The sequence below is a fragment of the Candidatus Aquicultor sp. genome, assembly GCF_054640775.1.
The window spans coordinates 1-19,265 of sequence record NZ_JBTSLF010000034.1; the positions used below are offsets into that span (position 1 = coordinate 1).

Annotated in this window: 15 protein-coding genes and 1 pseudogene; 7 read left to right on the plus strand and 9 right to left on the minus strand. The window is 51.0% G+C overall.

Annotation, left to right across the window (positions count from 1 at the left end):
* Positions 1–109 precede the first annotated feature (109 nt).
* Both ACYC56_RS04610 and ACYC56_RS04615 read right to left on the minus strand, forming a co-directional pair.
* The gene (locus ACYC56_RS04610; protein ID WP_461373010.1) at positions 110–1,750 is read right to left on the minus strand and encodes an ABC1 kinase family protein; all 1,641 of its coding nucleotides are present in this window, start codon (positions 1,748–1,750) and stop codon (positions 110–112) included.
* Positions 1,751–1,849: 99 nt separating this feature from the next.
* Complete coding sequence (locus ACYC56_RS04615; protein WP_461373011.1) at positions 1,850–3,217, minus strand: B12-binding domain-containing radical SAM protein; 1,368 nt, start codon at positions 3,215–3,217, stop codon at positions 1,850–1,852.
* Positions 3,218–3,519: 302 nt separating this feature from the next.
* Between ACYC56_RS04615 and ACYC56_RS04620 the strand changes: the two are divergent.
* The 5 genes and pseudogenes from ACYC56_RS04620 to ACYC56_RS04640 all read left to right on the plus strand — a co-directional run.
* Positions 3,520–4,236, plus strand: a pseudogene (locus tag ACYC56_RS04620) (DUF5714 domain-containing protein); the annotation flags it as partial.
* Between the two features lie 214 nt (positions 4,237–4,450).
* Complete coding sequence (locus ACYC56_RS04625) at positions 4,451–5,791, plus strand: helix-turn-helix transcriptional regulator (RefSeq protein WP_461373012.1); 1,341 nt, start codon at positions 4,451–4,453, stop codon at positions 5,789–5,791.
* A gap of 224 nt (positions 5,792–6,015) precedes the next feature.
* Entirely contained in the window at positions 6,016–7,788 is a 1,773-nt protein-coding gene (locus ACYC56_RS04630; protein ID WP_461373013.1) for a DUF4153 domain-containing protein, read from the plus strand.
* A complete protein-coding gene (locus ACYC56_RS04635) occupies positions 7,766–8,140 on the plus strand; it encodes a hypothetical protein (protein ID WP_461373014.1) in 375 nt (124 codons plus the stop codon). Before ACYC56_RS04630 ends, ACYC56_RS04635 begins: the two co-directional genes overlap by 23 nt.
* 306 nt (positions 8,141–8,446) lie before the next feature.
* Positions 8,447–11,197 carry a UPF0182 family membrane protein gene (locus ACYC56_RS04640; protein WP_461373015.1) on the plus strand — a complete coding sequence of 917 codons (2,751 nt, stop codon included), beginning with the start codon at positions 8,447–8,449 and terminating at the stop codon, positions 11,195–11,197.
* Positions 11,198–11,327: 130 nt separating this feature from the next.
* Here the strand turns inward: ACYC56_RS04640 and ACYC56_RS04645 are convergent, their stop codons facing one another.
* Positions 11,328–11,915 (minus strand): class I SAM-dependent methyltransferase, encoded by a 588-nt coding sequence (locus ACYC56_RS04645; RefSeq protein WP_461373016.1) that lies wholly within the window; start codon positions 11,913–11,915, stop codon positions 11,328–11,330.
* Between the two features lie 51 nt (positions 11,916–11,966).
* Positions 11,967–12,296: a hypothetical protein gene (locus tag ACYC56_RS04650; RefSeq protein ID WP_461373017.1), complete on the minus strand. Its 330-nt coding sequence runs from the start codon at positions 12,294–12,296 to the stop codon at positions 11,967–11,969.
* Positions 12,297–12,430: 134 nt separating this feature from the next.
* On the opposite strand from ACYC56_RS04650, the gene ACYC56_RS04655 reads away from it, so the two are divergent.
* On the plus strand, positions 12,431–13,465 hold the full coding sequence (locus tag ACYC56_RS04655; RefSeq protein ID WP_461373018.1) for a hypothetical protein: 1,035 nt from the start codon (positions 12,431–12,433) through the stop codon (positions 13,463–13,465).
* 114 nt (positions 13,466–13,579) lie between these two features.
* On the opposite strand, the gene ACYC56_RS04660 is transcribed toward ACYC56_RS04655, so the two are convergent.
* From ACYC56_RS04660 to ACYC56_RS04675, 4 genes are read right to left on the minus strand one after another with little or no spacing between them, the layout of a single operon-like run.
* Positions 13,580–15,337 carry an ABC transporter permease gene (locus tag ACYC56_RS04660; RefSeq protein WP_461373019.1) on the minus strand — a complete coding sequence of 586 codons (1,758 nt, stop codon included), beginning with the start codon at positions 15,335–15,337 and terminating at the stop codon, positions 13,580–13,582.
* A gap of 12 nt (positions 15,338–15,349) precedes the next feature.
* On the minus strand, positions 15,350–16,117 hold the full coding sequence (locus tag ACYC56_RS04665) for an ABC transporter permease (protein ID WP_461373020.1): 768 nt from the start codon (positions 16,115–16,117) through the stop codon (positions 15,350–15,352).
* Entirely contained in the window at positions 16,114–16,869 is a 756-nt protein-coding gene (locus ACYC56_RS04670) for an ABC transporter ATP-binding protein (protein WP_461373021.1), read from the minus strand. The genes ACYC56_RS04665 and ACYC56_RS04670 overlap by 4 nt, the downstream gene beginning before the upstream one ends.
* Positions 16,870–16,882: 13 nt before the next feature.
* Positions 16,883–17,479 carry a PadR family transcriptional regulator gene (locus ACYC56_RS04675; protein WP_461373022.1) on the minus strand — a complete coding sequence of 199 codons (597 nt, stop codon included), beginning with the start codon at positions 17,477–17,479 and terminating at the stop codon, positions 16,883–16,885.
* 632 nt (positions 17,480–18,111) lie between these two features.
* Between ACYC56_RS04675 and ACYC56_RS04680 the strand changes: the two genes are divergently transcribed.
* Positions 18,112–18,543, plus strand: coding sequence for a hypothetical protein (locus tag ACYC56_RS04680; protein ID WP_461373023.1), 432 nt, complete (start codon positions 18,112–18,114; stop codon positions 18,541–18,543).
* Positions 18,544–18,861: 318 nt separating this feature from the next.
* On the opposite strand, the gene ACYC56_RS04685 is transcribed toward ACYC56_RS04680, so the two are convergent.
* Positions 18,862–19,265: MBL fold metallo-hydrolase (locus tag ACYC56_RS04685; RefSeq protein WP_461373024.1), on the minus strand; the 404-nt coding region annotated here is incomplete at its 5' end.

The window sequence follows — 19,265 nt, forward strand, 5'->3', positions numbered from 1 at the left end:
GCTCGCTCATAAACGGCTGCATTCTCCTTCCCTAATAGCTACACCACAGATTTTACACTTTGCGGTAAGACAATAACCAGCGCCAACTTGTTCCAAATCATCCGACCTGCTAATCCGCTGGCTTTTTTCCCGATATGCGCTTCCTCCATCTGGCAAAGAACGTGCTGAAAAATGGGAGCGCAAGGCTTACCGATACGAGCGTGGCCGCGGTTAAGATCCCAAAAATAAGGCGGTTGACCATCGAATTAACACGGATAAGCTCTTCATCGAGCCGGGGCTGGTTCGTGACAACCGCAAGTTCGCCCCTCGAGAGCTGTCCCAAAATCCTGCGGAGCTGTCGCGGGGCGTTGACGCCGATATCGGCGTAATCAAGCAATGCGCGGGCCGATTTTTTGGCGAGGGCAAATGGAGAACGGGTCTCTTCCCACACCCTCCTCGCAAACGGCGTCATGGCCTCGACGAATCTAAAGTCTGGGTCGAGGTGCATAACAAGGCCCTCTTCCATTGAAATCGTCTTGACCAGGAGCGCAAGGTTTGCCGGCATCCGCAGGTTGTGCCGCCTGATAAGCGAAGTCACATCGTTGAGGACGGTGCGGACGTTGATCTCCCTGAGCGACAATCCAAAATACTTAACGATGATGGAGCTGATTTCGCTTCTCAACTCGGCATAGCGCTCGACACGCCCTACAACGCCGAGGTCGATATAGCCATCGATGATGCCGTCGGGGTCCTGGTCGAAGACCGCGATAAAAAGGTCGACGAGGTTCCCTTTCGTGTCCTGGTCGACATAGCCCACCATGCCGAAATCGACCAGGCCGATTACCCCACCCTCCATGACGAAGAAGTTGGCCGGGTGCGGGTCGGCATGAAAAAAACCATGGATGAATATTTGCTCCATAAGCAGATCGGTGCTTCGCATGGCGATCACGGGGGGCTCCAGGCCCGCCCCGATGAGGGCGTTCCGGTCGTTGATGCGCAGGCCGGATATACGCTCCATCACAATAACGCTGGAGGTCGTATAATCCCAGTAAATGCGCGGGATATGGACACGCTCGTCTCCCTCGAAGTTCCTACGAAAGCGGTCGGCGTTGCGGCCCTCCTGCAGATAATCCAGCTCACTAAGAAGTGTTTGAGTAAACTCCCTGGCTATTCCCTCGATATCGTAGTTTCTTACAATCGGAAGGCGCCTGCTTGCAAGGCTCGCCAGCTCATTGATGATATCAACGTCGATCTTGACCTGCTCCTCAACCCCCGGGCGCTTGACCTTGATGACAACCTGTTGGCCCGTCATGAGCGTCGCGGCATGTACCTGGCCGATCGATGCGCTGGCAAGCGGCGCCGTGTCGATGCGCGCAAATATCTGGTCCACGTCGAGACCCAGCTCCATCTCGATCTCCAAGCGGATAGGCTCAAAGTCTACCGGCGGAACGCTATCCAGCAATTTCTCCAGCTCATGGATGTATTCGGGCGGCAGCAAATCCACCCTGGTGCTTAAAACCTGGCCGAGCTTGATAAAGGTAGTCCCGAGTTCCTCAAATACCATCCGCACGTGCTCGGCCTGGGTATACGGCTCAACCCGCCGTGGATGTCCAAGAAGTCCAAGCTGAAGTGGAACAAACCGGGTCAGGCCGAGCTGGGTTACCAGAAATCCAAATCCGTGCCTGAGAAGAGCCCCAGTGATCTCCCGGTACCGGTTCCTGTATCGTCGTGAAATAGCCAAGCGGCCGATCTGCGGAATAATCCGAGCCACCCGAATCTCCTTTTTCTAACGTTTACATAATAAATACCCTATTTAGCTGCTTGGTAATTAGGAGAGGGAAGCTGGCTTAAGCTAAAACGATTGGTCGGTTTAGAAGTGGCCTTTAAGATACCCTTTCGGTCTCAGCATGTTATTGAATACGTGGATGCCCTGGGCGATATTGCCCGGGGATAGTTTCTTCGGCGTCTTAAGAAACTCTTTTATGCTCGGCCCGACTGTAACGCCGCGATACAGCTTACAAAACTCCCTGTAGAACTGCTCCAAGGGCAGCTTCGTCGGGAGCACGGCGTGGAAGAAATCGAATAATTCATAGTTGCGGCTGGTAAGCTCGTTCAGTTTTTCCTTGAATAACTCTGTCCCGGGAAGCGGTGTCAGTACGGTTATCTGGCATGAATTGACCTTGAGGCGACGGATATATTTTTGAAGCAGCCTGAACTCGTTGCGGCCGAAGTCCGGGTCGATGATAAACGCCGCCCAGATTTCGATATCGTTATCGTGCAGGACGCGCACGGCTTCCTCGTTTGTCTCGACATCGGTCTTTTTGTTAAGCTTGGCAAGGTGGTCCTGGTTGAAGCTCTCAAACCCAATAAGCACCCAATTCAGGCCGACACTTCGCATCCGCCGTATCATAGCGGGGTTCTTTGCGATTGTGTCGGTTCGCGCCTGGCATCCAAACCGCTTGTTTAGGCCCGCATCCCTCATTAACTCGTAGACCCGCTCGGTTCGCTGCACATTACTTAAAAAATTATCATCCGAAAAGAGGATATCCTTAGTACCAACCGCCTTGACATCCTCGATTACGCGCTCTGGGCTTTTCTGCCGGTACTGCCCCCTGTTAAACTTCCATACAGAGCAAAACGTACAGCGGTACGGGCATCCTCTGGCGGTCTCGACTACGGTGACGGGCGCCATATCCCGGAAAAAATACCGCTCGGCATAAGGCGCTACGATAGAGCGGTTTACCGGGGGAAGCGCATCGAGATCTGGGATCAACGGCCGCTCGCCGGTAAAAAACGGCTCACCGCTCTTTACAAGCATAAGCCCCGGTAGCGTTTGAATCTCATCGAGCGCCTCAACCCGGCGCAATAACTCGGGAACGACTTCCTCCCCTTCCCCCAGAACAACTGCATCACAATATCCAAGAAAATCCGATGGGTTGAGCGCCGCGTGATGTCCGCCGACGAACGTAAATACGCCGGGTAATAGCCTTCTAATCACCTTAAGGACTTCCCTGCCCGCATAAACGGCGGTGGTAAACGGGATCGCAACGCCGACCGCATCGGGCTTAACGGCAGAAAGAAATCCTTCGATATTCTTATCAAAACGCATGTCAAGCAAAGAGACTTCATGCTCGCCGAGTGCACCGGCGATAGCCTCAAGGCCCAGCGGTTCGGTTATCGCAACGTATTGGAAACCGATATAATGCTCGCGCGAAGGCTGTATTAACGCAACTCTCATCAGGCCCCCCAAGATCGAATGGTTTTGTGATTTTTGCCGATTTGTTACCCGTTGGTATCAAGCATCAAACATGAGCAAGAACAGTAACGGCGTGTTAAACGCAGACGTTCCGCTGATTCGCGAACGTGGTAAAATAGAAGCATCTGCTCACGCCGTCGCAAAGAAGGGTGCAAACCCGATGAGCTGAATCTTTAAAAAGGAACTGGGGTTCGTTTATGATCGAGTACGAGCACATAGAAGGCGCGAGTTGCTGAGCTGAACCGGCTGATGTCAGTGAACATCAATCACCTTCCGGGCAGGAAGCACAGGGGACGGCTACCGCACATAACACGGAAAACTGCATGATCTGCGGCTCTGAGCTCGAGTACCTTGAACAATCGCAGCCGCTGACCTGTGCTTACTGCGGCAAAACAGAGCAGGGCTATATCAAGTGCCCGCAGAGCCATTACATATGCGATTCCTGTCATAATCTGGGGTCGATGCCGGCGATTGAAGATATCGCGTTTACTACACGATCCCAAGACCCCATAGAAATAGCAGAACTCATGATGAGCCATCCTGGGTTGCCGATGCTCGGCTGCCAGCATGCTTTCATCGCGGCCGGAGCGCTCATGGCGGCTATAAAAAACAACGGATTCGTCAAAATCACTAATGAGAATATAAAGGAAGCGTTTAAACGGGTCGAGCGCCAAGCTATCGGCGGTTACTGCGGCCTTACCGGCGTTTGTGGGGTTACTCCTGCAATCGGCGCATGCTTCTCGATCCTCTTCGGTGCAAAGTGTGGCAAAGATATCGAGCAAAAGATTACCATGGAGGCAGCGACCAGGGTTTCCAGAGCGATAACCGATCTCACCGGGCCGAGCTGCTGTAAAGCCTACGTGCGCACGGCACTCAATGTTGCGGTGGATGTAATACAGGAGGTATTTAATAAAGCCCTCCCAGTCCACAATTCGACACCATCGTGCGCCTACATGGAAAAACACCCGCATGCGTGCAGGGATGATAAGTGCCCGTATTTCCCAAACGACAAGCCGCATATCACTGAAGCGCCCGCCCATGCACACGATACGTCAAGCGACTGCTGAGGGTCATAAAACGCCCTGGTAGGGCGGCAGTCTTGCAACCGGCAAGGTTAATCGCACGGCCACGGTAAAACCATAGGATTGGCTTGCAAGTATGATGCGTATGTCGTTAAATTAAGGAAGTAGATAGCAACCGCGCCCCAGGGGTTTTATGACACTTGGCGATGTTTTAACCCAATATCCATCGAGTCTCATTACGGTCGGCACGGCGTTCGCCTTTTTATGGCTTGCGCTGTACGTCTTCCGCGTCAACCCCGAAGATAGCGTGTCGAAACTGGCTTCCGGGGCCATGGTGACGGTCTTCTTCTATCTCTTCAGCACATTCATGGTGGGTACGGCCTCATCAAAAACCCAGCTCATTCTCTACCAAAAATCACTCTGGTGGCTGCCCTTCGCCCCGGTTCTTTGGCTTCACCTCTCTCAAAAAGCAACCCAGCCTCTTCGGGTGGACGGCGCTATCGGCCGCTCGCTCGGTACGGTTTTAAATGCGATCCGGTCAAGTGCCATGACAGGGGCCTTTTACGGAATCGCCGTTCTCTTTCTGCTGGCCGGTGCCTTTACCGATAGCCTCTTTAAATTCAGCGCACTAAACAATGCCGACTTACCGCTTAAATACCATAGCATCCCGACCGGACCGGGCTATATCCTGTTTACCGCATTCATCTTCCTTATGATATCCATCGCCCTGGTAAATTTCCTCATCGCCTGGTGGCAGGATAGAAAGCACCCGCAGTTCTTGTGGCTCAGCCTGGGAAGCCTCCTGTTCTGGATAGCCTCGACCGGTTTGTTGATTACCAGCATAACCGGCGCCAGCGCGGGCTTTATTACCGGTAACAGAATTATGGCGATTGGAATCATAATCGTTGCGATCGCAATCCTTAAATATAACGCGTTGCTTAAAAGGGAAGCACTGCAAAAGGACGCGATTTACGTCTCTATCGGCGCACTCGCGATCACCCTCGTATATGCGGGGGCCGTCTTTATCGGAGAAGGTAGCATCCTCGATGTTCCCGCGGCAATCGTCGTGCTGGTGGCCGCGCTCGCCCTTAGCACCCACATGCTTGCCGATGCCCTCAGAATCTGGTTCAGCCGGTTTATCGGAACGAGATTGGGCCTCTTCACCGAAACCGAGGTCGATAAGATGAAGCACTTTTATATCGAAGCTTCAAAAGTCACCCGGCTTCAAGAGCCGGCAATCGACCTCTTTGACGACGGCGATGAGTCGGTCGACAGGCTCCTCGAGCTGCTCACCCCACGCCAGCGCGAGATAATCACGCTCCGCGCGAAAGGCCTTTCAGATAAGCAAATCGCCGATACCCTCGATATAAAACTACCGACGGTTCGCAAACACGTGGAGGACATCAAAACCCGTATCGGCTCGCGCGATAAAGCCGACTGCGCCATCTACTGCGTGGTAACCGGCCTCCTCACAAAAGACGATCTGCTTGACTGGTTCGGCTCACTGGATATCAACGGAAACGGGAATCAATAGCGAACGTTTATTAAATCCCGAAAGCCATCTACTTTTACCTAGTTACTTCTGCGTATATCCACCCATCTCACCTGCTTAAACTCGCTTGCCTAGCATTTCTACCAACAGACACCCATATCCCCGGCACATAGACTTTACATGACGGCATCCAAGAAAGGGGGATTGCTCGGTTTCGGGTAGCGCCATTTAAAGATTGCTTGCGAACCAGAATAAGTGAGGTGGATATGAAAAAAGACTTTCTCAAGCCGTTATTGATAACGACAAGCGCCCTGGTTCTTTCTCTTTGTTTTGATGTTTTGTTTTACCATAAAATCCCGGGGATTTCGTTTCCTATTTTTACCGTACTTATGCTTATTGCCACGCTGATTCTTATGCGGTGGTTCATGACGAAGCTCGATGCCGAGGCTATGGCCCTCATGATCACTGTACTTGTGCTATCATCATTTGTTTTTGTTCGCTCGAGCAGCGTGCTTGTCGCCTTTGACATCACGCTTTCGCTCTACTTGTTTGCGCTTTTGCTTGGTCGTATCACGGGTTTATCGATTCGCGATTTTGTCGTCGCCAGGTATGTTCGCCAGCTTTTTGGGGCATCTCTTCAGTCGCTGGTCGAGGGCTTCCGGACATTAAAAGACCTGGTATATCTCAAAGACGAATTTCGCGGAAACACAACCCTGCGCCAGGTGGCCCGCGGCACGGCAATCACGCTTCCCGCGCTCGCCGTGTTCGCGCTTCTGCTCTCTTCGGCGGACCTCGTGTTTCATAAATACCTGGCCGACATCGCCAGGTTTTTCGAGCGCCTGAACTTCATGGAGCATACCTTGCTTCTGGGAGTTGCATTCATTCTCATAACCGGGATGTTCGGCTACGCCTTTTACCGTCATGGTGAGCAGCAGCAAGGTGAGGATCTCGAAGTCGCTCTTGCCGGTAAACTGCTTGACCTTGGGTTTATCAGGGGCGTTCTTGTGCTCGGGGTTGTAAGCTTTTTCGCTCTAATCGGCTCCTATATATTTTTAGAGTCAACCTTTGCTTATATCGAATCTCAACTGATCGAAATGCCTTTCTCGCTTCATGCAGAGTATAGTCTCCTGCCGCCAACCATAATCACTCTGGTATTCGGCTATATTTTCTACCGGTACCGCTTGCAACCGGCAGTTGATCCCGACTCAGAACATACCCAGGTCGTTGCGGTTGCCAGTCGCCTCAGGAGCATCAGCTTTGTGGAATCATCTATCCTTCTCGGCTCGATCAACGCCCTTTTCCTGGTCTTTATCGCCTTACAGTTCACCTATCTCTTCGGCGGCAATCATACTATCTCCGCGCAGGGATTTACCTACGCCGAATACGCGCACCGGGGATTTTTCGAGCTGGTCGCGGTAGCTCTGCTTTCATTTTTGATCATCTGGCAGACCGATGCCAAGACAAAAACGGCCGGTAAGCGCCATTCGCTCCAATTCAAGGCGCTGACGGGCGCTTTAATCGGCCAGGTGGTCATCATAATGGTTTCCGCCTTCAAACGCTTGCTTATCTACGAGGCGGCATACGGCTATACCGTCCTTCGCGTCTACACCCAGGTGTTTATCGTCATGCTCGGTATCATTTTCCTGCTATTTCTTATCAAGATACTTGTGCATCGCAACGAGGCCTGGTTTAGCCTGCGGGCATTTGCTATCGCAGTAGCGTTTCTTATCGGGCTTAACATCATAAACACCGACCAGGTCATCGCGCATCTGAATATCGCCAGGTATAAAGTAACGCACAACAAGGACCTCTTGATCTACAATTCCAGCCTGTCCGAAGACGCAATCGATCAGATGGTCGCCGCCTACTACCTGCTAAGGGACGACAAGCGTGAAGGGTGGATCAATGACGACCTGAAGCAACGCCTGGCGTCGGTCGAGGACGTCCCCTGGCAATCCTATAGCGTATCGCGCGCCCATGCGCATCAAAGTCTACATATCTGGGAGGAAGATTATTATGGCAAGAATAAAAAGGACTAGGACTGGTATCGGTAACGGCACCGGCGGATCTACTCAATGCCAATCGGTTCAGATCATCGTGAACCCAAAAACATGCAATATGGCTAAGACCATGCGCGACATCCTCTCTATCAGCGAGCTTGTGACCGGCAGAATACGCGGCATCAGGCTCAAGTCGATCGCCGTGAACGATTACTTCGCCGTGGTCAAAGCCGATGCGCCAAAAGGATTGGGCCACGAAGAAGTGACCTTGCGGCTCTATGAACTGCAAGGCATATGGAAAATGAGAGGATGCGCCTTTTCTGACGAAAAGGGGTCTTTAACAAGCCGAGAACCTCAACGGCAAATAATTTTTGAAAATATTTCGAATTAAGTATTGCATACCCTAGGGGGTAGTGGTATATTAGACTTACTAAGGCCATCAAGGTACAGAAACCCCCCAATATGGGGGTTTCTGTGCGTTTACGGGCAGTTTTTCGTTGCCCGCATCAGCCACCCGGCAAGCGCCAAAACTTTACTGTATACATACCCCTGTAATATTACAAAATTTACCAGTCGCTACTTACTTATTCAAAATAAAACCCTTTGGAATTTGCTTTTTACTCGCACCTCTAGTTAAATGAATATGGATGGCAACGAGTTGCCGCCCACTTCCAAATTCTTCGCTCGGGAGGGCACTTTGAACACAAGCAGAATCAAAGTCATTACGTTCTTAGCTTTTGTCGTAATTTTCTTACTCGCGACGTTCTCAAAATCACTCGTTATTCTCTTTACGGATTGGTTGTGGTTTAAGGAGGTGGGCTATACATCCGTCTTCATAGACATCCTTAGGCTAAAATTCACGGTAGGGGCCATCGCCGGGTTCGCGTTCTTCGTGTTCCTCTACATCAACATGCTCATCGCCAAGAAGATGGCGCCGGTATTTCCCATGTGGCGCGGCTCACCGGACGACCCGCTCTACCAAATCCTGCGGTTCTTTAAATCGCCGATATTTACGAGGTTTTTCAACCTCATCCTGCTGGCGGTCGCCACACTCGTCGCGTTCGGCGTAGGCGTGCTTGCATCGGCTGACTGGAACCTTGTCTTGCGGTTCATGAACCAAACGGCGTTTGGGATCAAAGACCCGGTATTTGGACGGGACATCGCGTTTCACATGTTTTCGATCCCCTTTTATAAAGGGATTCTTGGGATAGGTTTACAGGCGCTTATACTGGCGGTGGTTTTAACCGCCCTGGTACACTGGATCAACGGTAACATATCGTTTCGACCCGGGGCGAATACGTTTGCCCCCCATACCAAAGCACACCTCTCGGTCCTGCTTGGGTTGCTAATGATACTGCTCGCGATATCATTCAAGCTGGGCTCGTATGACCTGCTGCTTTCCAACGTCGGGGTTGTGTTCGGGGCCGGATACACGGACATACATGCGAAACTGCCGGCGCTGAGTATCCTATTTTACTTCTCGATTATCGCCGGCATCATGTTCATGGTTAACATCCACTTCAAGGGATGGAAACTCCCCGCCGCAAGTATCCTGTTTATTATCGCGGTATCGATCGTCGTGAGCGGCGTCTACCCCGCGCTGGTGCAACAATATAGCGTCTCACCGAATGAGATCGTAAAAGAAACGCCTTACATCAAACAGGGGATTAAGTTTACAAACCGGGCTTACGGCCTTGATACGATAAAGCAGCAGCAGTTCTCTGCAGATCAGAACCTCGATAGGACGGGACTTGATAAGAACAAGCAGACCATCGATAATGTCAGGCTCTGGGATTGGCAACCGCTCGGCAAAACGTATAAGCAGATTCAGAGCATACGTCTCTACTATGATTTTTCTGATGTCGATATCGACCGCTATCTCATAGACGGCGACCGCCGCCAGGTCGCGATCTCGGCGCGCGAGCTTAACACGGACAACCTACCCGACAACGCTAAGACCTGGCTTAACGAGCACCTTGTCTACACACATGGCTACGGCGTTGTCGCGAACAAGGTAAACGAGTTCACCGAGGAAGGCCTGCCGAAGCTGGTCATAAAGGATATTCCCCCGAAAACGGATATCCCCGCTCTTAACGTGACCAGGCCCGAGATCTACTTCGGAGAGGCGACAAACGAATACATCATCGTCGATACTAAGACGCGCGAATTCGACTATCCGAGGGGCAACGAAAACCAGTACTCCAAATATGCGGGATCGGGCGGCATCACGCTCGACAGCCTGGGTAAGAAAATAGCTACCGCCTGGCGTTTTGGTGACCTGCAACTGCTTCTGTCCGATTCATTAACGGATGAGAGCCGGGTTGTGTTCAATCGCAATATCATCGACCGCGCCCAGCTCATCGCGCCGTTTCTCGAATACGAGGGCGATCCCTATATCGTAATCGATAAAGGCAGGCTCTATTGGATGCTCGACGCGTTTACAACGGACAACCATTACCCGTACTCGCAGCCCTATGACGAAAATGGAAACAACTATATTCGCAACTCCGTCAAAGTGGTCATCGATGCCTATAGCGGCGATATCAACTATTACGTCTTCGACAAGAAAGACCCGATTATCAGGACATATCAGAAGGCGTTTCCGAAACTGTTCAAAGACAGCTCGCAGATGCCGGCCGGTTTGATGTCGCATATTCGCTATCCGGAATCGCTTTTTAGTATACAGAGCGGCATGTTTGCGACCTTCCATATGGACGACCCGCAAGTATTCTATAATAAGGAAGATCTATGGAATATCTCGAAAGAGGCGGTCAACGGCGAGCAAGAGAGCATCGCCCCATACTACGTAGAGATGCGCCTGCCAGGCGAAGACAAGACGACATACCTGATCATGACCACATTTACACCGGGCACTAAGAACAACATGATCTCGTGGATGGCGATCAACTGCGATCCCAAGCAATACGGACAAATGCTGGTCTATATGTTCCCCAAGCAGAAGCTCATTTACGGGCCGATGCAGATCGAGGCGCGTATCGACCAGACACCCGACATTTCGCAGGCATTGTCGCTATGGAACCAGAAAGGCTCGCGTGTCATCAGGGGGAATATATACGTCATTCCAATCGAGGACTCGATCCTCTATATCGAGCCGCTTTACCTGCAGGCCGAGCAAACCGAGCTGCCCGAGCTTAAACGGGTCATCGTCTCCTACGGCTCTAAGATCGTGATGAAAGAGGACCTTACATCGGCGCTCGATGCCATCTTCGGCCAGGGTGAAGAGAATAACCAGGGTGCTACCGGCACGGTGAGCAAACCATCGACCCCGGCGATACCGGGATCGATTAAGGATCTGGTAAACCAGGCATCAAGGCTCTTTGCCGATGCCCAGCAAAAGCAGCGCAACGGCGATTGGGCGGGGTACGGCGAAGATATGAAGAAGCTCGATAAAATTTTAACCGAGCTGAAGCAAAAAACCGGGAAATAGCATTCGTAAATACCGATAAGAATGTTGAACTATAAGAGCGGCACGTAAACGTGCCGCTCACCTGATTACCCTCACCGTTATTTCTTGGTGGCCTTGGTAAAGAGCACCATGCCTTTATGGTGGCACTCGTTTACGATATCCCGCAGACCGGCCTCATGCATGAGTTTAGCGCAAACTGCTCTGAGAACCTGCGGTTGCTTTCTGCAGCGTACATCCAGCTCTCAAGCGACTCCGCCTCAAAACCGGTCACACCGTGCTCTTCGATAAACTCCTCTACGTTACCATAGACCATCGTATCCGATGGGTTGAGCATGGCGACGCGGCCACCCTTCTTAACAACCCTCGCCATCTCTTTGACGGCAAGCACCGGGTCCTCTACGAGATAGATGACGGAGGTTGCCACTGCCAGGTCAAATGCTTCGCTTTTCTCGGGAAGAGCTACCGCCGAGCCCACTAAATACGACGCGTTTTCAATACCCTCCCGCTCAGCCAGTTCTTTTGCCTTCTCGACCATCGTAGGGGCAAGATCAACGCAGGCCGCGGCGGCGGCCTTTTCGGCAAGCAGTCGCGTAAGATACCCCGGCCCGCATCCGACATCAAGCACGCTCATCTCGGGGGTGACTTCGAGAAAATCGACGAACTCCTGCAGTATCTTCCTGTACCACGGGGTGTTCTGCACCTTTTCGAAATAATCGACACGCTGGTTAAAAAAGGCCATGTAGCTACTCCTCTTTATGTATTAGAATAAGTATACCCAGTGCGCCCGGGATTAGATGGCTGCAGCACTATCACCCTTTAACAGGAACCCCTTAAGTATGCCCACCAGCTTATCGGTATGGGTCAAAACTAAAAAATGCCCGGCAACAATAAGCGTTTTTGCCGTAATTTGACCCAACCACGGCCTACTATCGAATTTGTTCGTTTCTCGTATCACGTGGGCGATCTTATCCGGATCGGTGGGCACCATAGCGTCGAACCGTTTCAGCAGCTCTCGAGACAACTTTGGCCCGCCGCCCAGGCGAAGCGCTATGCGGGCGAGCCTTTTGGTGCCGACGGCGTGGGCAAGCAACGGCCCCACCTTCTGAATAGCCCAGAACATCAGCAGCCCCGATATTGAGCGAATCCAGCGTTTACAACCATCCGCATCAATAACCGGCTGATTTTACGTATCGGTAGGTTTATGAGGCCCTGGGTATAAATGTGCGGAACTACTAATTTTGGGAGGTAAATAGTATGGCGTACAACGACATGGGGAGCTTCGAAGAGGTCAGGGACAGTATCAACGAATGGACGGTTGAGCCCGTACACAAGAATCAACTCGACCCGATGGCACTCGCCAAATCGACATCGGGCTATGCGGTCGAGCAATTCCAATGGAACACATATCACCAGCTTATGGAGATGACGGACAACGAAGAGTTAAAGAAGCTTTTTGCGGGCATCGCCCTCTGGGAAGAAAACCACCAGTCGCTTATGGGCTCTCTCGTAGATCCTAACACGACACCGTGGGAGCGGAGCCTGGCGCTCGAGATGACCGCGGTCATGGGGTTCGCCGATGCCGCGCAGCTTGAGATGGATATGACCGCGAAAACCGCGTACGATTACATGCTGATGGATCACCTTACCCAGACAAAAGCAGTCTCGGATATGGCATCAAGCTCAGGAATGAGTCCTGAGGATATTCTAAAGGGCCAACTTCAGCTAAAAGAGGGGCGGCCGTTCGAGAAACAGATCGTTCCGAGCAGCGATTTGCTTAAAAAACCACTCGACAAAAATACGGCCGACATCACGACTCTCGTCCACCTCTATACGCTCCTCGCCAACGAAGAGCAGCTGAGAAACTCATTCCAAATGATACGAACCATGCTTCCGTCAACAAATGCCCGCCAGCTCTATAGCATGGTGACGGTCGTTGAGAATTTCCACATCACGATGCTCGAGTCACTGCTCGACCCGACGATAACACCACTCGAACACGCCATGCTCAACGAGTTGATGGAGATCAGAAACCATCACCTTGGCATGGAAATGGCGAAAACCGAAAGCGCACGCGCCGCGCACGAATATGCCATGAACGGCGACACATATCACTTAAGCCAGTTGCAAGAGGCCTACAGTAGTATCGAGAAGGGCGATGCATCAAGGTTCTCGATAACCGACAAACTCTTCATGATGCCAAAGATGCCGGCCAACGATTACATAAACCAGGTCATGCAAACCCAGATGAACCTCACGTCGAGAGGCACCGGCTTCGAGATGGCCGCTTAAATCCTATAAATCATAAAGGCCGCCACCAGAATTGGGGCGGCCTTTTTTAATGTTCTTTATCGAATTATTACTGTATCACTAGCGCTAGCCCTATGACCACTTCTATCGCCGGTTCTATTCATACTGCAGTGCCGAAACGATATTAAGCCGTGCCGCGTGCCGTGCTGGCCCCAGCGCCGCTACGGCGCCGATCAAAAGCCCAACCGCGGTAGTCAGCAGGATACCGCTATACGGGAAGAAGTACGGAAGCTTAAGACCGCTGACGCTCAGTCCCGCAATCAATATATATCCCAACCATACACCCGCGAGAAGGCCGAACGAAATACCAACCGTCGAGAGCAGAAGACTCTCGGCGAGAATCAGCCTGCGGACCTGTCGGCGCGTTGCACCGACAGCGCGCAACATACCTATCTCACGCGTGCGCTCAAGCACATTGATGCCGAGCGTGTTCAGAAGCGCAATGAGTGATGGGATGGCAAGAACGAGCATCAATACGTCGTAGACCACGAATATAGACTGGAAGGTTTTCACCTGACTCGTTCGAAACTCCTCCACTGAGAACAGCGTGAACGCGGGATAATCTTTAACGATACGTTTCAGCGTAGTCTTCACCGCAGTAGGATTTGCGCCCGCTTTGTGATTCGCCATAACGAGCAAATCGGCGGTTTCGTTAAAATCGCGCTTCAGGTTATCCTGCGAAATATAGCCGGTAGAGATCTTAGCGTTGAGGTAATCCATCCCTATTCCGACAACTTTGTAGGTTTTCGCGCCCTGCGGCGTCTTCAGCGTTAAATTTTGGCCAACCTTCACATTGTTTTGGCTTGCGAAAATGCCGTTTACGATCACCGAGCGACCTCCCGCCAGCTCTGAATAGGCCGCATCCGGGTCGCCGCTTGAGAAATCAAGACCGGATAATTTAGGGTATTCAACCGGATTGACGCCGAGCACCTGCAGATCGACTTTTCCCGTCTTAGACGCAGCATAACGCAAGGTTGTAATCGCCTCAATACCCGGCACTTTTTGGATTCTTTTGACAAGATCGGGGCCGGCTCCGACGTTGCCGCCTCCAAGCACCAGCGATTGCGGCATCAGTATGTAATCCGCATGCAGGCTTTTATCAAGATACGATATGTAGCCCGTAGATACCGATGTCGTGATACCGGCACCCGCAACAATAACAGCCAATCCTATCATCAGCGCGGATGCCGTGATCGCCGCGCGATGCGGATGACGCGACAGATTGCCCTCGGCGATCTGTCCTTCGCGTGCAAAAGCGATCAAGACTAAACGTCCGAAGAGCGATGAAATCGGTTTGACCAGTGCCGGTCCCGCGAGTACCAGACCCGCAAGAAATAGGACGGCGCCCAAAGACGCCAGCCCGGCGTTTCCGGAAACTAATCCCAATAGCGCAATCGCTATCAAGACCGCACCGGCAATAACGCCCCTGGTTATTTGCCTGCGCGTGACCTCTGCCGTCGGCGGCCGCAGCGCCTCAAGCGGCGCCACGCGGCTTGCCGAGAGTGCGGGCAAGAGTCCGCTCAGCACACTCACACCAATGCCTAGTCCGATGGCCGCCACATAGGTGGTCGGCGAAAAGACAGGTCCACCGATTGTCAAATGCACTAGTTGCTCAAAAAATGCCCGTAGCGCCGCAAGCATCCCAACGACCATCAGGTATCCGAAACCCATGCCCAATGCTGTTCCGATAACGCCTTGCAGCAAGCTCTCAACGAGGATGAGGTTAAGGACCGTTTTGCGTGAGGCGCCGACCGCACGCAACATCGCGATATCCCTTCGCCGCTCTACAACGATCGTGCGGAAAGTGTTAAAGATAATAAATCCGCCCATTGCGAGGGCCAGCACGCCGAACACATTAAAGATGAACTATGCTAGTTGAATGCTTGCCAAGTATTGACTACCTGACTCAGCCCCGCCCAGCTCGAAACCGCTATCAAGCGCCGCAAGAACGGCCTTTCGCACCTCTTCGCGATTTACGCCAGAGCTAAATTGTGCCTCAAGCGTGTTGATTTTGCCGGTTTGGTTGAGTACTGCCTGGGCTGTCTTAAGGGGCATATAGAGGTTTTCCGAACCGGGGGTCGGTGGTTCTTCTACAAGCCCTACGATCGAAAACTTTGTCTCTCCTGTACCTGATGGCAGGATCAGCGTATCCCCGACTTTAAGTCCGGTTGTATCAGCCAGATTAGTCGTTACGAGCATGCTGTTCTTATCCGCAGGTGAAAGAGCCCGGCCTTTTGTGACCCTCAAGGGATGCACATCGGCGACGGTTTTCGGATCGATGCCGGTCAATCGAAACGAGCTAACCGGTTGCCCGTCTTTGTTCTTCGGCGCATCTGCAGAAGGCACGATTATCGGTCGAACCAGCAATGGCGTCGCATGGGCGATCCCTGATACACCACGCACTTTGCTTACAACGTTGCCGTCGAAGACGCCCTGCGTTTCGCTGATAACGCTCAAATCGACTTGTCCGCTTGAGGCCGCGATATTTTGTTCAAAAGATTTCATGATAGCAGGCAGCATTCCATTGAGGCCGAAAATAATCATAACGCCGAAGATGATCGCAAGCGTTGTTAGGAAGCTTCGCATCTTCCGCGCCCATAAGTATTTAAAGGCGAGTCTAATCGTGAAGCTCATAGACGCCCCATCCTTTCGCGGACCTCGTGCTCTTCATCCTGGCCTTTTTGCCCTTTGTGCGATAGCCTGGTCTCGTCGACAATCGAGCCATCTTTCAGAAAGATGATTCTATCGGCATGGGCCGCGATACGGGGGTCGTGGGTTACCATAACCACCGTGCGGTCCCATTGCTCGGATATCTGCTTGAGTAAGAGCACGATTTCATCCGAGGCCCGGGTATCGAGGTTGCCGGTTGGCTCATCCGCCAAAACAAGGGCCGGCTCGGCCACGAGCGCACGGGCCATCGCAACACGCTGCTGCTGCCCGCCGGAGAGTTCATCCGGTCTATGGCTGATTCTGTCTTTAAGGCCAACACGGGTAAGCCACTCGGTCGCGCGCTCTAATGCTTCGGGTTGCTTAACCCCGTCGAGCGTGAGCGGCAATGCCGCGTTTTCAAGTGCGCTAAGAACCGGTATCAGATTGAAATACTGGAAGACAAAGCCTATCTTGCGGCGCCGCAACTCAGTTAATTGCGTATCGTTGAGCTTCGCTATATCGTGCCCGTCAACGATTACGCTCCCCGATGTCGGCTTATCCAGGCCGCCCATAAGATGAAGCAAGGTCGATTTGCCGCAGCCGCTCGGCCCCATAACGGCAACAAATGTGCCCGGCTCTATTTGAAGATTAATCCCGTTAAGTGCAGTGACGGCGGTTTCGTCCTTTCCATAGATTTTAGTAAGCTGTGATGTTTCTACAATTGCCAATGTATGCACCTCCAAAGAATGGTTATCGGTTTTTGCGCAAACGACTGCGGGGTCGCCCGCGCGGTCGCGGTTCCGGTTCTGGGAGCGGCTGTCGCCGTATATCTTCGATGCGCGCCTCGATCATATCGAGCCAACGCAAATCCGCCTCGAGATGCATGATGGCCCTATCGAGCATCATCATGTGGGCCAGCTCAGATTCCGGGTCGGATGACCCACGCTGAACGGTCATACCATGCAACTCTTTGTAAAGACTGGCGCGCTGTGTATAGATGATCGTGCACGGGTCCACTTCCCTGGTCGCTAAGCTGAGCATGAGTTTGACAAAGAACTCATCGCGCTGATGCTCGCCCTTAACCGGAGTTATAAACCAACTGGTTAACTCCTGTTTTCCTTCGTCAGTGATCTCATAAATGCGCTTTTCCGGACCCCCGTCCTGGTCGAGCGCCTTTTCGACAACCAGCCCGCTTTCCTTTAATCGAGACAGCGTCGTATAGATCTGGGCGGGTTTGACATCCCAAATCTCTTCTCCACCCACCACGGCTTCAAATGCCGCATGAAGCTCGTAGCCGTGTCTGGGTCGCTGTCCTAGTAGTCCTAGCAGTGCGTTTCGTACAGTCATAATAATTATTCTACATGTTACTAGATTATAGGATAAGCATGAACCTAGCCGGTTCGTTAGTCAAGAGAAGCTTGCAATAAGTTATGTCGCAGTTGCTCGTGCGCGATTATTAAATAATAAGATTAAATAATGAGCAATTGTAAATTATGGGGGGACTAGCTGATTGTACTGAAATCACTTTCGCGTAGAAATATGTTGTATGTGGACAAGTGGCAAATGAGCCAAAGGTAGGTGTATTTAACTAAGGATTAATTAACAGGAAATCATAGAACCACCTACCTTTAACATTTGTTATTCGAATCGTCCGTCATAATAACCAAAAGTGCCGTCTAGGGAATTATTGAGTATAATAACCAGCGCTTAATAAAAACAGTAATTATTACTGTCATAAACTGGCAGTAGTTCATACGATGTTTTTATTGTCTATTTTATTAATATACTAGTAATGTAAACCTTGTCAAGCAGTATTAGCTATCGGTTATTCGGAGACAAATAGTGTACTTTACTTCTGCAGTAGAAAAAGAGTATTCTTAAGAGACTATATAAGGTATAGACTTAAGCCTATACCAGTTTTGCGCTCATCACGCTTCTAATCAACTAGTTAGAATTTTTTGCAACAAAGGAGTACTGCGTTGAAGAGATCATTGGTTGGAGTATTATTAACTAGCGTTGCGATAATATTTGTAATGCTAGCTGGATGCACATCTACAAAACCTGAAAAGGTAGTAAAGGTAAATACGGCAAGAGTGAGCGCTCAAGAAAGGCCATCATATAATACTAGCATAGCCTGGAATGATAGAATCTATGGTTTAGTCAATGAAACTATTCCTACCAGAAACATCGGTAAGGAGGTAGGTAGGACAGTACGAAACATAAGCCCAAGACCAGAAAGAAATGGTGATGTTGCTTGTCGTTACGCTGATGGGAGGTTAGTGGTTCCGGACGGGGCCAAGTTATGCCTCATAAAAGGGATAAGCAAAAATGAAGCAATAGCAGCGGAAATATCAGATGGCAGGTTTCTGAAAGCAATAAAGGTAGGAATGCTAGAGAAAAAACCGGAGTGAGCCCCATATTTAGGACACTCAGTTAAGCTAATACTTCCGTTACACATTCTTTACATTCGCAAGATTCTTGCTGAGGTAAAAACTCTCAGATATCTAACCTGTAACAATAGGAAACAAAAGAGAAAGTGGCTTGTTAAAGCCATCTCTTGAATAAGAATTATTTGCTCCCCGGATTGTCACTTATTCAAACTACTAATAGATATTGCCAGATTGATTGCTTAAATTTCTTAACGGTGGATGAGTGCTGCCTCTTGTTAAGCTGGCTTAAGTAGGTGTTGGTGGTGCATTGTTTTGCTATACCGCCGCAAGTTGGACATTTCATTTTACCAGAAATGGATTGTTAGTCCGTTCCTCACCGATGGTAGATGATGGGCCGTGCCCTGGATAGATTTTCAAATCATCGGGAAAAACAAGTATTTTTTCCTTAACTGAGTTTATAAGGGTTTCGTGTGAACCGCCAGACAAATCAGTACGACCGATTGCGCTTTTAAATAACAAATCCCCTGTAAAGATAGTATCCCCGATACGCACACTAATGCTTCCTGGGGTGTGTCCAGGAGTATGAATAACGCTTGCATTAATAAGGCCCGCACTTAGGATTTGACCATCCGATAATTCCACATCAACTGTTAATTTCTCTTCCGGCAACTCATCGTGCATATAAGCCGGGACGAAGCTTATATCATTCAGCAAGAACATATCCATACCATGAATCCAAGCCT

What these genes read in the sequence shown, in the direction of transcription:
- ACYC56_RS04615 (WP_461373011.1), bottom strand. Translation starts at nt 3,217, where the DNA reads ATGAGAGTTGCGTTAATACAGCCTTCGCGCGAGCATTATATCGGTTTC.
- ACYC56_RS04625 (WP_461373012.1), top strand. Translation starts at nt 4,451, where the DNA reads ATGACACTTGGCGATGTTTTAACCCAATATCCATCGAGTCTCATTACG.
- ACYC56_RS04630 (WP_461373013.1), top strand. Translation starts at nt 6,016, where the DNA reads ATGAAAAAAGACTTTCTCAAGCCGTTATTGATAACGACAAGCGCCCTG.
- ACYC56_RS04635 (WP_461373014.1), top strand. Translation starts at nt 7,766, where the DNA reads ATGGCAAGAATAAAAAGGACTAGGACTGGTATCGGTAACGGCACCGGC.
- ACYC56_RS04645 (WP_461373016.1), bottom strand. Translation starts at nt 11,915, where the DNA reads ATGGCCTTTTTTAACCAGCGTGTCGATTATTTCGAAAAGGTGCAGAAC.
- ACYC56_RS04650 (WP_461373017.1), bottom strand. Translation starts at nt 12,296, where the DNA reads ATGTTCTGGGCTATTCAGAAGGTGGGGCCGTTGCTTGCCCACGCCGTC.
- ACYC56_RS04655 (WP_461373018.1), top strand. Translation starts at nt 12,431, where the DNA reads ATGGCGTACAACGACATGGGGAGCTTCGAAGAGGTCAGGGACAGTATC.
- ACYC56_RS04665 (WP_461373020.1), bottom strand. Translation starts at nt 16,117, where the DNA reads ATGAGCTTCACGATTAGACTCGCCTTTAAATACTTATGGGCGCGGAAG.
- ACYC56_RS04675 (WP_461373022.1), bottom strand. Translation starts at nt 17,479, where the DNA reads ATGACTGTACGAAACGCACTGCTAGGACTACTAGGACAGCGACCCAGA.